The sequence below is a fragment of the Ensifer sp. M14 genome (genome assembly GCF_003355565.1).
In the GTDB taxonomy this organism is placed as follows: Bacteria; Pseudomonadota; Alphaproteobacteria; order Rhizobiales; family Rhizobiaceae; genus Ensifer.
The window spans coordinates 1,495,488-1,508,786 of record NZ_QJNR01000004.1 but is presented as its reverse complement, the minus strand read 5'-3'; the positions used below and the strand labels follow the sequence as shown (position 1 = coordinate 1,508,786).

The window sequence follows — 13,299 nt, the reverse complement described above, 5'->3', positions numbered from 1 at the left end:
GTTCATGGCGGTGTGTCAAACAGCCGGACGAATGCTGCCGTCAGCGCTTCGACACCGCTTGTCTCCGCTGGTGGGCATGCTGGTCGCCGCCCTGATCGAACACGACCCGAAAAACACGGCACGCCGGATGGCACTGGTCGCCTTCGCCATCCGCATCCTCAGCGCCGCAATCGCCTTCCTGTCCCAGATCATTCTCGCGCGCCTGATGGGCGAGTTCGAGTACGGCATCTTCGTCTTCGTCTGGGTGCTGGTGATCCTGTTCGGTAACCTGTCCTGCGTCGGCTTCCATTCGGCCGTGATCCGTTTCCTGCCGGAATACCAGGTCGCAGCGGCGCTGGACGAAATTCGCGGCCTGACGACCACCGCGCGCATCTTTGCCCTCGTGTCGGCAAGCACGCTCGCACTCGTCGGGTTTCTGGGCCTGTGGCTGTTTGCCGAACGGATCGAGGGTTACTACCTCGTGCCGCTTTATCTCGGCCTGTTCATCCTGCCGATGATCGCGCTCGGCGATGTGATGGACGGCACCGCCCGCGCCCATGGTTGGCCGCTTTCGGCCATGAGCCCGACCTTCATCATCCGCCCTCTGCTGGTGCTCGCCTTCATGGTTCTGGCAACGACGATGGGCGCGCCGCACACGGCGCGCACGGCCATGGCCGCAGCCATGGCCGCGGTCTATGCGACGACCATCAGCCAGTTCCTCGTACTCACCTGGCGGTTGCGCTCGCGCTACGTCCGAGGACCGCTGCGCATCGAAATGGGACGCTGGCTCACGGTCGCGGTGCCGATCTTCCTGATCGACGGCTTCGGATTCCTGCTGACCAATTCCGACGTCGTCATTGTCGGCTTCTACCTGAAGCCGGAGGATGTCGCCGTCTACTTCGCCGCCGCCAAAACGATGGCGCTGGTTCACTTCGTCATGTTCTCCGTCAAGGCGGCGGCAGGTCCGCGGATTGCCGGAGCCATGGCCGCAAACGACCGCAGGCAATTGGCCGAGATCGCCATCGAAAGCGCCCGCTGGGCGTTCTGGCCGTCGCTGATGCTCGGGGCAGTCGTCTTGGCGGCCGGCCCGATCCTGCTCTCGCTGTTCGGTCCGGCCTTCGTCGGCGGCTGGCCTTTGATGGCCATCCTGTTTGCCGGCATCATGGCCAAGGCCTTCATCGGGCCCGCCGAAATCTTGCTGACGATGGCAGGCCAGCAGACGCTGTGCGTGATCCTATACGCTGGCGCTCTGGTGGCAAACCTCGCGCTTAACTTGAGCCTCATTCCTCTTTTCGGATTGATTGGTGCTGCATTTGCAACCGCCGGCGCTATGTTCGTCGAGGCAATGCTGCTTCATTTCGCCGTAAGGCGCACCTTCGGCTTCGCGCTGTTCGCTTTCGCAAGCGGGCGTTCGGACCATGACAACAACGGGGCGATCCATCCATGATCGGCAATACCAATGTTCCCGGTGACGCAGACGATAGAGCTGCCCGCATCCTTGGCGGGCTGGCACCGATGGGTCATTCCCATCCCCAGGCAGAGCACATGCTTGCGGTCGGACGCCCCGGACGGCATCTCTCCATCTACCCGGCCAAGGCCGGCTATGAATTGCAGGGCGAACTCGACTTCCTGTCGAACCGGGCGCTTGAGCCGAACGTATTTTTCACCGGCCGGTTCCTGGCACCGGCGATGCCCAGGCTCGAGGAGCGCGTGATCCGGCTCGCCATCATCAGGGACAACAACGAGCGCCGCAGCCGCATGCGCTTCCTGATGCCATTTTCGATCGAGAAGCCCGGCTTTTCGATCGGCGCACCGATTATCCGCGCCTGGTCCAATCCCTTCGGCCCGCTTGGCGTGCCGCTGCTCGATGCCGAGGATGCGGCCGAAACGATCGACAACCTGTTTGAAGCCCTGACCAATCCGTCGGCAAGCCTTCCCCCGGTTCTGGTGCTGCCGGATGTGCGCCTCAAGGGCAAGTTCGCGCAACTGGCGCGTGCCGTCGCCATCGGCCGAAACCTGCCATTGACAGTGACTGACACGTTCAGCCGGCCGATGCTCGAAAGCCTGTTCGATGGCCCGACCTATCTGAAGAAGGCAATCAGCCCGGCGCATTTCCGCGAATTGCGGCGCCAATGGAACCAGCTGGAAAAGCTTGGGAAGCTTGCCTATTCCGTCGCACGCCAGCCGAGCGAGGTCCGCATTCGCATGGAAGAGTTCCTTGCGCTGGAAGCGTCCGGCTGGAAGGGCCGGGAACGCAGCGCCATGGTGCTCGACCGCTTCCGCGCGGCCTTCGCTCGCGAGGCGATCACCAACCTTTCCGAAGCCGACAGCGTTCGGATCCACACGCTCGACCTCGACGGCAAAGCCATTGCCTCCATGGTCGTTTTCCTGATGTCGGGCGAAGCCTACACGTGGAAGACGGCCTACAACGAGCACTACGCGAAGTTCTCGCCGGGCAAGCTGCTTTTGGCGGAACTGACTGAATGGCACCTCGACGACGCCAACATCGCCCGCTCGGATTCCTGCGCCGTTCCCGACCACCCGATCATGAGCCGGTTCTGGCAGCAGCGCGAAGAAATGGGCACGCTGGTCATCGGTCTGCAGCAGACGCGCGACCGCGACGTTCGCCAGGTCGCAGCCCAGCTGCACCTCTACCGCAACACCCGCAACATGGCGCGAATGCTGCGGGAAAAGATCAAGGCGCTCGCCGGTCGTTGACCGGCGTCCTCAGGCGGGCGCGTGCGGCGGCTCTGCCGCCGCCTGTTCACGCAGGAACCGGCGAATGACCTTGCCCGATGTCGTCAGCGGCAGGCTGTCGACAAACGCGATTTCCCGCGGATATTCATGCATCGACAGACGTGTCTTCACCCAGTCGCGGATCGATTGGGCGGTTTTTTCGTCGCCAGCCACGCCGGGCCTCAGGACGACATAGGCCTTGACGATTTCCGTGCGCAACGCGTCGGGCTTTCCGACCGCCGCGGCAAGCTGCACGTCCGGATGTCCGCCAAGGCAGTCCTCGATTTCTCCAGGGCCGATGCGATAGCCTGATGACGTGATCACGTCGTCATCGCGCCCGAAGAAAGTAAAGTAGCCTTCGCCATCCATCACCCCCTGATCACCGGTCGTCATCCAGTCGCCGATAAACTTTGCCTCCGTCGCCTTGTCATTGTTCCAGTAGCCGAGAAACATCACAGGATCCGGTCTGCGGATCGCCACCTGGCCGACAGTTCCGGCCGACAGTTCCCGGCCGTCACCGTCGATGATCGCCACCCGGTGCCCCGGCGCCGCCTTGCCCATCGAGCCCGGCTTGACCACGCCGAGATCGGCGGCAGACGAAATGACGATGTTGCACTCCGTCTGGCCGTAGAACTCGCTGACCTCAAGGCCGAGTGCGGCCCTCGCCCATTCGAAGGTTTCGCGCCCGAGCGCCTCGCCGGCCGAACCGATGGTTCTGAGATTGAGACGGTATCGCTCCCGCGGCCGGTCGACCGCCTTCATCAGCCGCAGTGCCGTCGGCGGAATGAAGGCATTGCGCACGTCCATCTCTTCAAGGATCCGAAAGGCGGTGTGCGGGTCGAACTTCTGGGCCGGCGACGAAACCACGGGAACGCCGAGCAGCAGCGAAGGCAGGAGCGCGTTCAGCAAGCCACCGGCCCAAGCCCAGTCGGCGGGCGTCCACATCCGATCACCCGGCTGCGGCAGGAAATGGTGGTGAAACTGGAACCCCGGAAGATGGCCGAGCAGAACCCGGTGGCCATGCAGCGCGCCCTTCGGCGGCCCTGTCGTTCCCGAAGTGTAGATCATCAGTGCTGCATCGTCGGGCGTGGTGTCGGCGGCGACAAAACCCTCGGCATCGCCTGAGGCAAGCTCGGCGAAATCGAGCGTGCCTGCAACACTTTCGCCTCCGGTCAGCACCACCAGCCGCAGATCCGGCAGCCGCCCGCGGATGGCGGCGACGCGCTCGTGGCCGAAGGCATTGGTGACGATCGCCGCGACACCGGCGTCGTGCAGACGGTACTCGAGCGCCTCAACCCCGAACAAAAGGGCGAGCGGCAAGGCGATCGCGCCGAGCTTGTAAATGGCGGCATGCGCAATGGCAGCCTCGAACCCCTGCGGCAGCAGGATCGCCACCCGGTCCCCCGGTTTGATCCCTTGGCGCTCGAGTCCCCGCGCAAATGCGGAGGATTGCCGCGAGAACGCACCGTAGGTCAGTGTGCGATGATCGCCATCCAGGCTGAAATGCTGAAGACAGATGCGCTCCGGCTCTTTCGCGGCCCAGGCATCGCTGACCGCCACGCCGATGTTGAACTTCTCAGGGATCTGCCACTCGAAAGCGCCGTAGAGTTCGTCGTAATTCTCGATTGTCGGTAACATGGCCCCGCCGCAACAGACTTCTGCTGCACTGCACCTAACATCTTCGTCGGCCCCAGTTCAATCGCCACCGCGACACCGGCTATCCACTGACAGGCTCGATCTTGCCTCGTTCCTCGCTTCCACTCGCTCCTCACATCAGCGCGGTGGCTCTTCGGCGAGAAGCGTTCTGACGTGACCGAGAATGCGCCTGAAGCCATCGACCCCGCCCCCACCCCGGGCGATCAGCACCGCACCTTGCCACGCAGCGGTCACGATCGCTGCCCGTGACGCCGCCTGCGCCGGCGACCACCCCATTTCGATGAGGTTGCGCGCCAGCAATCTTTCGATATCGCCAAGCAAGCTCGTCGCCAGGCCGCGCATCGCCACGGTCGTCGCCACGGGATCGACCATCGTCTGACCCACCGGGCAGCCGATGATTTCCCCTTGCGCGGCGTAGAACGTCTCGATCCGGAAAAACACCCGCTCGATCCGCTGTAACGGCGTCAGTTCGGGCGCTTCGAAGATCGGCAGCGTCTCCCTGCGGAAATGCGCCACCGCTTGCTCGAACAGCGCTTCGAACAACGCGGCCTTGCTGGGGAAGTGATGGGTGATTTTGCCGAGCGAGATCCCGAGTGCCGCGGTGATCTCGGAGAAGGAGGATGCGGCATAGCCACGAACGAAAATCAGCCGCCCAGCGGCATCGAGGATTTCTTCGCGCGTTTGCAGCCCCTTAGCATAGCCCATGATGACCTACCTCGCAGAGGCGATCGAACGCCGGAAGAACCAGAAGGTGCCGCCGGGCACGAAGCTGAACAGCATCGCCTTGAAGGCCCAGCCGCGCGGCTGATCACTTAAGGACAGTTCGTTGATGACGGCCCAGATATAGGTGAGGAAAGCAAGGCCATGCACCGGGCCGAGGAAGCGGGTCACTTCGCTATAACCCAGGCCGTGCTTCAGCGGCACGCCGACAAAGACGAGGAGCAGCAAGGTCGTCCCCTCGGCAACGGCGGCGATGCGCAGCAGGCGGGAGATCTGTCGGTTGGTTTGGTGTTCTGACATGGCCATTCCTATTTGATGACGGCAATGGAAACGATGGTGGCGGTGAGCATCAGGCCTGCGAGTTGCAGCACACGGATGCGGGCAGCGGAGACGGTTTCTCGGCGCAGAGAAGCGACCGTTGCGGCTATGGCGCCGTGCAGCGCCATCATCGCAAGGACGCAGGCAAGCTTGACCTGAAACCAGCCCTCGCCGAGCAACTCGGGTCCGCGCAGGAAGAACAGCGTCGCGCCCAGCAGAAGCGTCGCCAGCATCGCCGGATTGACCACCAGCCGCAGGCAGCGCTGCTCCACGGCGCTGAGCAGATCAGCGTTGCCCTGCTGCGCCAACACCTGCCGATGACTGGCAAGTTGAACGACCAGCAGACACTGGCCGCCGAGCCAGACGACCACCGAGACGATATGCGCCGCCTTGACCCAGAGATAATAAGGAAAAATCAGATCGAGCATCGTCAAATCCAAAACAGAAAGATCATTCTGTTTGTTGCCGAAATCGAATCAGAAGTCACTGCGACAAATCGGCAGCGACTTGGGCGACGTGAGCGATGAGATGAGACTGCGCACGAAGCGCATGATCGGCGTGCCATCGAAGACAGGAAGGCACGCTGGGGCGTCATGTGGGAAAAGCTTAAGTGGTGGTGCCCCATGCCGGGGTCGAACCAGCACTCCTTTCGGAACTCGATTTTGAGTCGAGCGCGTCTACCAATTCCGCCAATGGGGCTCAGGGATATAAGATATCAGCGGCGTGGATTTACACGAAGGTTTTTGCCGCGGTCAACCATCATTTTCAACGAAAGCATGTTGCGCAAAACTGTGCCGTGATTTTCCGACAACGGCATGCACGAAAACGAGAACACGAGGTGCGGCAAGCGATCCCTGGAGATCGCGACGCGGCCTGGCGCGGCAACAATCACGAAAGCGTGCAGACATGACGCATGGGAGGCGATTTACAGCGGGTGTCGCCGCACCTAAGAAGGCCTTATTCAGTTGCAATGCAGCATATGCCGGACACCAATCCCGATGCTTTCCCGCGTGAGGTACGCATGATCGACGCTTCCACCGCTTCCCGCTACCACCTGTTCATCGCCGTTCTCGTGACGCTCGGCATGGCGGCGACCGTTGGCGGCGCACTCGGCTTCGAGCATATCGGCGGCTACATCCCCTGCGCGCTTTGCCTCTTGCAGCGCGACCCCTATTACTACGGCATTCCGCTGGGCATTCTGGCCGTTATCACCAGCGCCTTGAGGCTGCCGGCCTGGACGACGCGCACCCTGCTTCTGGCGATCGGCATCCTGATGCTCGTGGGTGCCGGCATGGGCGTCTACCACTCGGGCGCCGAATGGGGCTTCTGGGAAGGTCCGTCGACCTGCGCCACCACGGCGCAAGGTGTATCCTCCAATGTCGGCGATCTGCTGGGCGACCTTGATTCCAAGCACGGCCCGTCCTGCACGGAAGCAGCCCTTCGGGTGCTCGGCCTCTCCTTTGCCGGTTGGAACGTCATTGCCAGCCTGATCTTTGCAGCGATCGCCTTGCGCGGTGCTGCCAAGGCCTGATCTCACCGGGAAACACCGCGTCAAAAGAGAACACCGCGTGACGACGGTTCACGCGGCCTGTCTTATGCGTCCTGGCCTCAGGCCGCTTTCGTCCGGAAAACAATAGCCGAGACGCCTCAGGGCTGCAGTTCGACATCCCAGTAGAGATAGTCCATCCAGCTTTCGTGCAGGTGGTTCGGCGGGAACAGCCGGCCATTGTTGTGCAGGTCCTGCACCGTCGGCTGGTAGGGCTTCTGGTGTGGGAACATGCCCGCCTGCTTCGGCAGCTTGCTGCCCTTTCGCAGATTGCAGGGCGAGCAGGCCGCAACGACATTGTCCCAGGTGGTCTGACCACCATGGGCGCGCGGCACCACATGATCGAAGGTCAGATCGTCGGGTGTGCCGCAATACTGGCATTCGAACTTGTCGCGCAGGAAGACGTTGAACCGGGTAAACGCCGGGTGACGCGACGGCTGTACGTAGCTTTTCAGGCAAACCACGCTCGGCAACCGCATCGAGAAGCTGGGTGAGGAGACCGAGTGCTCGTATTCCGCAAGGATAATCACACGGTCAAGGAAAACCGCCTTGATCGCGTCCTGCCAGGACCAGAGCGACAAGGGGTAATAACTCAGCGGCCGATAGTCAGCGTTCAAGACGAGCGCCGGTAAGGCCTGCGGTGAGACTGCAATCGTCAAGCGTATTCTCCTGATCGATTCGGCATCTGCACCTTCTATATTAGGCCCGTTGCAACAGGATTGTGAAGCAGGAAAGAAAAAAGCGAACCTTGGATTCGCTTTTTCCTTCAAGGTGTCACAGGAACAGCATCCCGGCGCATTTCCTGCGCGTAATAGGCCCAGAACAGACGCGCCGCGACGCTGCGCCACGGCGCCCAGGACGCGGCCAGTGAATCAATCTCGCGAGCGGTCGGGCGAAGCTCGAGGCCAAGCCCGTGGCCGATGGCGTTCTGCAGCGCGACGTCGCCGGATGGAAAGACATCCGGATGCCCGGCGCAAAACAAGAGATAGACCTCCGCCGTCCAGCGCCCGACGCCCTTGATGGTCGTCAGTTCCCGGATCGCCTCCGGCGCTTCGACATTACAGATCGCGTCGAGGTCGATGTCGCCGGCAACGACGACCTGCGCCACCCGCCGCAGCGCATCGGCCTTGGCACGGGAAAGCCCGATGGCGCGGCAATCCTCGTCGCTGAGCGAGAGGGCGGCGGGTGCGGTGATCTCGCCGAGCGAGGCCTCCATGCGCTTCCAGATCGCAGCGGCGCTCGCCTTCGACACCATTTGCGATACGATGATACTGGCAAGCCCGCGATAACCGGGGTCGGTTCGCCTGAGCGGCACGGGGCCGGCCTTGGCCACCACATGTTCGAGACGGGCGTCGAGCATCACCAGGCCGGCAAGGCCCGCCTCAATGTCCTCATGTGTCCGAATGATCCGCATGGCGCCTCCAAAAAGCGGATGATTTTTATACCGCTTCCATGTCAAAGGGAAACGATGGCAGACACGTCATCCGCACAACCCGTTTTCCGTTTTGCACCGAGCCCGAACGGACTTTTGCATCTCGGCCACGCGCTGTCGGCGATGCTCAACCACGACATGGCGCAAGCGTCGAACGGACGGTTCCTGTTGCGCATCGAGGATATCGACCGGACGCGCTGCCGCCCCGAGTTCGAAACTGCAATCTTCGACGACCTCGCCTGGCTCGGGCTTGAATGGGAGCAGCCGGCACGTCGGCAATCGGACCACCTCGACGCTTACGCATCCGCCCTGAAGCGGCTTGACGATATGGGCCTCGTCTACCCCTCGGTGATGTCGCGCGGCGAGATCAAAGCGGCGGTTGCCGAGGCCGAAACTAAAGGCCGCACTTGGCCGCGCGATCCGGATGGCGCGCCACTCTACCCAGGGAGTGAGCGAAACCTGGGTTCCGAAGCCCGCAATGCGGTTATCGCCAGCGGCAAGCCTCACGCTTGGCGGCTGGACATGGCAAAGGCGGCACTTTCGGCCGGCGCAGCGCCCCTGACCTGGCAGGAGACGGGCAACGGGCCGGAGGGAGAGACCGGCATCATAGCGGCCGATCCGGCGGCCTGGGGCGACGTCATCCTGTCGCGCTCCGATGCGCCGTCGAGCTACCACCTTTCCGTCGTCGTCGACGACGCGCTGCAAGGCATCACCCATGTGGTGCGTGGCCGTGACCTCTATCACGCAACCGCGGTGCATCGCCTGCTGCAGCGGCTGCTCGATCTACCGGAGCCGGTCTACCATCACCACCGCCTGTTGCTCGGCGCGGACGGCCGTAAACTCTCCAAGAGCAATCGCGACACCGGCATCCAGGCCTTCCGCGAGGCTGGCAGGACGCCTGCCGACATCCGCGCATTGATCCTCTGAAAGCGCTCAGTCCCCGGTCACACGCTGTCCCTGGAAGCTGCGCCGCACCATACGCTTCACCCGGTATTTGAGGATAGCCGCGTTGATCTCGGCGCCGATGATGAAGATCGCCGCGACCATATAGAGGAACACGAGCACGATCATGATCGAGGCGAGGCCGGCATAGGTGGAGACATAGGTCGCAAAGGTCGAGAGATAGTAGGCAAAGGTATAGCCGCCAATCGTCCAGCAGAGCAGCGTCAGAAAGATGCCGGGCAACACGTCGACCACCTTGCGGTGACCGTCCGGCAGCCACAGATGCGACACCAGAAGCCCACCCGTCACCACGACCAAAGCCAGCGGCAGGCTCCAGTTGTCGACCGTCGCCAGCACCCCGTCGAGCCAGGGCAGCCATTCGCCGGCATAGCGAAGTGCCAAGGGCACAGCGACGAGAAGAATGCTCAGCGCTGCGAGGATCAGCACCCCGGCAATCACGAAGCCGAGGCTGGCGAGGCGCGTCACGTACCAGTAGCGGCTTTCCGTCACCCTATAGGCGCGGTTGAGCGACACCCGCAGCGCTTCGACGCCATTCGAGGCGAAATAGGCAGCCGCGAGCACCGAAACGGTCAACAGGCCGCCGCGCGGAATGGTCAGCACCTGGACGATCTCGTTGGCGATCGGGGTCGCGATCGATTCCGGCCAGGCGTCGAAAATGAGATGGACGGCGGTCTCGGCAAACTGATCGGCACCGAGGAAGCTGCCGAGCGCCGTGCCGAAAATCAGGAACGGGAAGACGGCAAGCAGGGACGAAAGCGCAACATGGCTCGCCATGGCCCAGCCATCGTCCAGACTGAAGTGCCACAGCGCATCGAACACGACTTTCCAGGTGATGCGTATAAACGATGGCATTTCCACTCCGGCCGAGTGGCACCAGGGTCACCTGCATTCGCATGCGGGGCCTCCGACGCCGTTCCATGGCTTTGGCGCTCATCCAACCGCGACAACGTACACGGGTTTGGGCTCGCGCAATTCAATTGTATCCCGCCGATGAATATGGGAAACGGGGGCAGGATTTCTACAGGAATCGACAGGATGTCCGATCGCCCCACAATCATTGTCACCGGATGCTCATCCGGGATCGGTGCCCATTGCGCCCGTGCGCTGCAGGCCGACGGCTGGCGGGTGTTTGCGACCGTGCGCCGTGAAGAGCACCGAAGCGCCCTCGAAAACGAGGGCATCGAAACCTTCCTGATGGACTACACCCAGCCGGAAACGATCGCCGCTCTGGTCGAGGCGGTGATGGCGCGTTCGGGCGGCCGCATCGATGCCTTGTTCAACAATGGCGCCTATGGCCAGGCCGGTGCGGTCGAGGACCTGCCGACCGAGGCTCTTCGCCTGCAACTGGAAACCAACGTCATCGGCTGGCACGACCTGACACGCCGGGTGATCCCCGCCATGCGGGCGCGTGGACGCGGCCGCATCGTGCAATGCTCCTCCATTCTCGGCATCGTGCCCTATCGCTGGCGCGGCGCTTACAACGCCTCGAAATTTGCGATCGAAGGGTTGTCGCTGACCTTGAAAATGGAACTCGCCGGCAGCGGCATCGAGGTCAGCCTGATCGAGCCGGGGCCGATCGCCTCCAGGTTCACCGCCAATGCCGTGACCTACATCGAGCGCTTCATCGACCTGAAAAATTCCGTGCACCGGGTCGAATACGAACGGCAGTTGCGGCGGCTGAAAGGCGAAAGCAAGCCGGCGGCCGGCAAGCTCGGACCGGAGGCGGTTTATGCCGTGCTCAAGCACGCGCTGACGGCAAAGAGACCGAAGCCGCACTATATTGTAACAAGGCCCGCCAAGCAGGGTGCGCTCCTGAAGAAGCTCCTGCCGGCAGCATTGTTTTACCGCATAATCGGCCGCCTAGGCTGACTGTAAACGCAAGGAAGCATTCCATGTCCAGTTTCTTCACCGGCCTGACTCTGCTCGTCATGGGCCTGGTCGTCATCGTTCTGATCCGCGGCCTCGTGAACATGGCCAAGGGCGGCAGCGGCAACACCTCCAACAAGCTGATGCAGGCCCGCGTCCTGTTGCAGGCAGTCGCAATCGCGCTGATCATGCTGACGCTGTGGCTGACCGGCGGCGGCCGCCCATCATAAGGAACCTGACGACACCATGGTCAAGCTCAACAAGATCTACACACGGACGGGCGACAACGGCACCACCGGGCTCGTCGCCGGTCCGCGCCGCCTGAAAAGCGACCTCAGGGTCGATGCCTATGGCGCCGTCGACGAAACCAATGCCTTTGTCGGCCTTGCCCGCCAGCACACCACCGGTATCGCCGATCTCGATGCCACATTGGTGCGGATCCAGAACGATCTCTTCGACCTCGGCGCCGATCTCGCGACCCCCGACACCGGCGAGAAGCCGGAATACGAGCCGCTCCGCATCGTCGCCACCCAGGTTACCTGGCTCGAAACCGAAATCGACCGGCTGAACGCCGACCTCGAGCCCCTGCGCTCCTTCGTTCTGCCGGCCGGCAGCGCCGCATCCGCAGCACTCCATGTAGCACGCACCGTTGCCCGCCGCGCCGAGCGGCAGATGGTAGCGCTGGCGCAGATCGAGGCCGAAATCGTCAGCCGCGAAGCGATCGCCTATATCAATCGGCTGTCGGATTTCCTGTTCGTGGCCGCCCGCTGGACCAACGACAGGGGCCGTGCCGACGTCCTATGGATTCCCGGTAAAAACAGATAACGTCCAGGGAATCACGCTTCGGGAGACCGCATGTTCATACCGCTTCACGATAAGAACACCCTGAAGTACATCAAGGTTCAGTATGTGACGATCAGCCTGATCGTCATCAACATCGCCGTCTGGCTGATAACCGGCCCGATCGCCACCGAAGAGTTCGCCAATGCGACGCTCCTGGGTTTCGGCTACATCCCGGCACTCGTCTTCGATTATGCCCAGCTCGACCCGTCGCTGATCATCGTGCCCGACGGCTTCACCTTCATCACCTACTCCTTCCTGCATGGCAACTTCATGCATCTGGCGATGAACATGCTGTTTCTCTGGGTTTTCGGTGACAATGTCGAGGATGCGCTCGGGCACTTTCGCTTTCTGATGTTCTATTTCGCCTGTGCCGCTGCCGGAGCCCTGGCGCACGGCCTGCTCGACCCGGCATCGGAAGCGCCGCTGATCGGCGCCTCTGGCGCGATCTCCGGCGTGGTCGCCGCCTATTTCCTGTTGCATCCGAAGGTGCGCGTCTGGGTTCTGGTGTTTTTCCGCATTCCCTTGCCGCTGCCGGCGGCCATTCCACTCGCCTTCTGGATCGGCCAGCAATTCTTCATGCTGGTGGTCGATCCGGGCAGCGGCGTCTCCTGGAGCGCCCATGTCGGCGGCATCGTCGCCGGGCTCGTGCTGGTGGTCGTTTTGCGACGCCGCGGCGTGCCCCTGTTCGACCGCACGATCGTCACGCCGCGCGCCGTCGAACACAAGGTTGAGTCCGCCGTCGTCTTGCCACAACCCGTGCCCGAAACGCACAAACCGCCGACGCCGTGGGGTCGACCAACGGTTTAAAACCGCAGACCGGGCATTTCCTTCGGTCAGGTTTCATCATCATTTCAAAGGCTTGATCGCCAACCGACAAATGAGAAAGGGCTCGGATCCCGCATCTGCGAAGAGGTCTTGCCACGTCACTTTCTTACGTGTACGTAAACGTTATTCCAATTCTCGGGGTTATATCGATTTAGCGCCATGCACAGTGATTGTAATTGGAGAAAAAACGCGTATCGATGTCGCCAACCGACAATCAGGCGGCTCCGTTAAGGCGCATTTTCCTGCGAAAGCTCTTGGAGGGAAGAATCCATGAAAATACTTGTGACGGTTAAGCGGGTGGTTGACTACAACGTCAAGATCCGGGTGAAGGCGGACGGTTCGGGCGTCGAGCTGGCGAACGTGAAGATGTCGATGAACCCGTTCGACGAGATCTCGGTGGAAGAGGCGCTGCGGC

Annotated in this window: 15 protein-coding genes and 1 tRNA gene; 8 read left to right on the top strand and 8 right to left on the bottom strand. The window is 62.3% G+C overall.

All coding sequences use genetic code 11. The features are described from left to right. Positions 1–31 precede the first annotated feature (31 nt). Together BLJAPNOD_RS07150 and BLJAPNOD_RS07145 are read left to right on the top strand one after the other, a co-directional pair. Entirely contained in the window at positions 32–1,426 is a 1,395-nt protein-coding gene (locus tag BLJAPNOD_RS07150) for a lipopolysaccharide biosynthesis protein (protein ID WP_199565906.1), read from the top strand. Next, on the top strand, positions 1,423–2,697 hold the full coding sequence (locus BLJAPNOD_RS07145; RefSeq protein WP_115419347.1) for a GNAT family N-acetyltransferase: 1,275 nt from the start codon (positions 1,423–1,425) through the stop codon (positions 2,695–2,697). Before BLJAPNOD_RS07150 ends, BLJAPNOD_RS07145 begins: the two co-directional genes overlap by 4 nt. Before the next feature lie 9 nt (positions 2,698–2,706). Here BLJAPNOD_RS07145 and BLJAPNOD_RS07140 read toward each other — a convergent pair whose 3' ends face one another. The 5 genes from BLJAPNOD_RS07140 to BLJAPNOD_RS07120 all read right to left on the bottom strand — a co-directional run bounded on the left by BLJAPNOD_RS07140 (position 2,707) and on the right by BLJAPNOD_RS07120 (position 6,108). Then, the gene (locus BLJAPNOD_RS07140) at positions 2,707–4,353 is read right to left on the bottom strand and encodes an AMP-binding protein (RefSeq protein ID WP_115419346.1); all 1,647 of its coding nucleotides are present in this window, start codon (positions 4,351–4,353) and stop codon (positions 2,707–2,709) included. Between the two features lie 135 nt (positions 4,354–4,488). Continuing rightward, positions 4,489–5,076 (bottom strand): TetR/AcrR family transcriptional regulator, encoded by a 588-nt coding sequence (locus BLJAPNOD_RS07135; protein WP_115419345.1) that lies wholly within the window; start codon positions 5,074–5,076, stop codon positions 4,489–4,491. Between the two features lie 6 nt (positions 5,077–5,082). Further along, entirely contained in the window at positions 5,083–5,391 is a 309-nt protein-coding gene (locus BLJAPNOD_RS07130) for a DUF3817 domain-containing protein (RefSeq protein WP_244610887.1), read from the bottom strand. Between the two features lie 8 nt (positions 5,392–5,399). Beyond that, entirely contained in the window at positions 5,400–5,837 is a 438-nt protein-coding gene (locus tag BLJAPNOD_RS07125; protein ID WP_147294529.1) for a CopD family protein, read from the bottom strand. Between the two features lie 186 nt (positions 5,838–6,023). Further along, a tRNA-Leu gene (locus BLJAPNOD_RS07120) sits at positions 6,024–6,108 on the bottom strand. Positions 6,109–6,430: 322 nt separating this feature from the next. Here BLJAPNOD_RS07120 and BLJAPNOD_RS07115 point away from each other — a divergent pair. Continuing rightward, positions 6,431–6,940, top strand: a complete 510-nt coding sequence (locus BLJAPNOD_RS07115; RefSeq protein ID WP_077501035.1) for a disulfide bond formation protein B — start codon at positions 6,431–6,433, stop codon at positions 6,938–6,940. Positions 6,941–7,056: 116 nt separating this feature from the next. Here BLJAPNOD_RS07115 and BLJAPNOD_RS07110 read toward each other — a convergent pair whose 3' ends face one another. Then, entirely contained in the window at positions 7,057–7,614 is a 558-nt protein-coding gene (locus BLJAPNOD_RS07110; protein WP_077500992.1) for an HNH endonuclease, read from the bottom strand. A gap of 107 nt (positions 7,615–7,721) precedes the next feature. Further along, a complete protein-coding gene (locus tag BLJAPNOD_RS07105; protein WP_077500993.1) occupies positions 7,722–8,369 on the bottom strand; it encodes a DNA-3-methyladenine glycosylase in 648 nt (215 codons plus the stop codon). Positions 8,370–8,423: 54 nt separating this feature from the next. Here BLJAPNOD_RS07105 and gluQRS point away from each other — a divergent pair, with 54 nt between their 5' ends. After that, positions 8,424–9,314, top strand: a complete 891-nt coding sequence (gene gluQRS, locus BLJAPNOD_RS07100; protein ID WP_244610886.1) for a tRNA glutamyl-Q(34) synthetase GluQRS — start codon at positions 8,424–8,426, stop codon at positions 9,312–9,314. A gap of 6 nt (positions 9,315–9,320) precedes the next feature. Here gluQRS and BLJAPNOD_RS07095 read toward each other — a convergent pair whose 3' ends face one another. Beyond that, entirely contained in the window at positions 9,321–10,202 is an 882-nt protein-coding gene (locus tag BLJAPNOD_RS07095) for a YihY/virulence factor BrkB family protein (protein ID WP_077500995.1), read from the bottom strand. 183 nt (positions 10,203–10,385) lie between these two features. Here BLJAPNOD_RS07095 and BLJAPNOD_RS07090 point away from each other — a divergent pair, with 183 nt between their 5' ends. The 4 genes from BLJAPNOD_RS07090 to BLJAPNOD_RS07075 are packed head-to-tail and all read left to right on the top strand — an operon-like array spanning position 10,386 to position 12,866. Continuing rightward, positions 10,386–11,219 (top strand): SDR family oxidoreductase, encoded by an 834-nt coding sequence (locus BLJAPNOD_RS07090; protein WP_115419342.1) that lies wholly within the window; start codon positions 10,386–10,388, stop codon positions 11,217–11,219. Between the two features lie 23 nt (positions 11,220–11,242). After that, positions 11,243–11,446 carry a twin transmembrane helix small protein gene (locus BLJAPNOD_RS07085; RefSeq protein ID WP_077500997.1) on the top strand — a complete coding sequence of 68 codons (204 nt, stop codon included), beginning with the start codon at positions 11,243–11,245 and terminating at the stop codon, positions 11,444–11,446. 16 nt (positions 11,447–11,462) lie between these two features. Then, positions 11,463–12,041: a cob(I)yrinic acid a,c-diamide adenosyltransferase gene (locus BLJAPNOD_RS07080; protein ID WP_077500998.1), complete on the top strand. Its 579-nt coding sequence runs from the start codon at positions 11,463–11,465 to the stop codon at positions 12,039–12,041. Between the two features lie 30 nt (positions 12,042–12,071). Next, positions 12,072–12,866: a rhomboid family intramembrane serine protease gene (locus BLJAPNOD_RS07075; protein ID WP_115419341.1), complete on the top strand. Its 795-nt coding sequence runs from the start codon at positions 12,072–12,074 to the stop codon at positions 12,864–12,866. The last annotated feature ends 433 nt before the right edge of the window (positions 12,867–13,299 follow it).

Excerpts from the sequence above, each read along its gene's own strand:
- BLJAPNOD_RS07130 (WP_244610887.1), bottom strand. The coding sequence starts at position 5,391 with ATGTCAGAACACCAAACCAACCGACAGATCTCCCGCCTGCTGCGCATC.
- BLJAPNOD_RS07075 (WP_115419341.1), top strand. The coding sequence starts at position 12,072 with ATGTTCATACCGCTTCACGATAAGAACACCCTGAAGTACATCAAGGTT.
- BLJAPNOD_RS07095 (WP_077500995.1), bottom strand. The coding sequence starts at position 10,202 with ATGCCATCGTTTATACGCATCACCTGGAAAGTCGTGTTCGATGCGCTG.
- BLJAPNOD_RS07080 (WP_077500998.1), top strand. The coding sequence starts at position 11,463 with ATGGTCAAGCTCAACAAGATCTACACACGGACGGGCGACAACGGCACC.
- BLJAPNOD_RS07150 (WP_199565906.1), top strand. The coding sequence starts at position 32 with ATGCTGCCGTCAGCGCTTCGACACCGCTTGTCTCCGCTGGTGGGCATG.
- BLJAPNOD_RS07105 (WP_077500993.1), bottom strand. The coding sequence starts at position 8,369 with ATGCGGATCATTCGGACACATGAGGACATTGAGGCGGGCCTTGCCGGC.
- BLJAPNOD_RS07125 (WP_147294529.1), bottom strand. The coding sequence starts at position 5,837 with ATGCTCGATCTGATTTTTCCTTATTATCTCTGGGTCAAGGCGGCGCAT.
- BLJAPNOD_RS07115 (WP_077501035.1), top strand. The coding sequence starts at position 6,431 with ATGATCGACGCTTCCACCGCTTCCCGCTACCACCTGTTCATCGCCGTT.
- BLJAPNOD_RS07145 (WP_115419347.1), top strand. The coding sequence starts at position 1,423 with ATGATCGGCAATACCAATGTTCCCGGTGACGCAGACGATAGAGCTGCC.
- BLJAPNOD_RS07140 (WP_115419346.1), bottom strand. The coding sequence starts at position 4,353 with ATGTTACCGACAATCGAGAATTACGACGAACTCTACGGCGCTTTCGAG.
- gluQRS (WP_244610886.1), top strand. The coding sequence starts at position 8,424 with ATGGCAGACACGTCATCCGCACAACCCGTTTTCCGTTTTGCACCGAGC.
- BLJAPNOD_RS07090 (WP_115419342.1), top strand. The coding sequence starts at position 10,386 with ATGTCCGATCGCCCCACAATCATTGTCACCGGATGCTCATCCGGGATC.
- BLJAPNOD_RS07135 (WP_115419345.1), bottom strand. The coding sequence starts at position 5,076 with ATGGGCTATGCTAAGGGGCTGCAAACGCGCGAAGAAATCCTCGATGCC.
- BLJAPNOD_RS07085 (WP_077500997.1), top strand. The coding sequence starts at position 11,243 with ATGTCCAGTTTCTTCACCGGCCTGACTCTGCTCGTCATGGGCCTGGTC.